1 pseudogene is annotated in these 300 nt (G+C 70.3%); it reads left to right on the top strand.

Annotation, left to right across the window (positions count from 1 at the left end):
* Nucleotides 1-221 (top strand): annotated as a pseudogene (locus tag ACQG3P_RS19140) (YbhB/YbcL family Raf kinase inhibitor-like protein); the annotation flags it as partial.
* Nucleotides 222-300 lie beyond the last annotated feature (79 nt).

The raw sequence follows: 300 nt of genomic DNA, 5'->3' as shown, positions 1-300 counted from the left end.
CCGCCATGGCCGGCCAGGCCCTGGGCTACGCCCGCCCGTACCCGCCGTTCAACGACGCACGCGTGCACCGTTACTTCTTCCGCCTGTTCGCGCTGGACGGGGCCACGCTCGAGCTGCCCACCCCGTTCACCGCCGCCGACGTGCACACGGCCATGCACGGCCACGTGCTGGCCGAAGCCGCATTGCACGGCACCTACACGCTCAACCCGGCGTTGGCGTGAAATAAAGCCGCCCGATCAATCATCGGGCGGCACAGTGCATCGGTAGCGCCGGCCGTTGGCCGGCCCACGCAATGCCGGG

The sequence above is a fragment of the Stenotrophomonas sp. SrG genome, from assembly GCF_050031795.1.
GTDB lineage: Bacteria > Pseudomonadota > Gammaproteobacteria > Xanthomonadales > Xanthomonadaceae > Stenotrophomonas > Stenotrophomonas rhizophila_A.
This window is presented reverse-complemented; position numbering and strand designations above follow the sequence as displayed.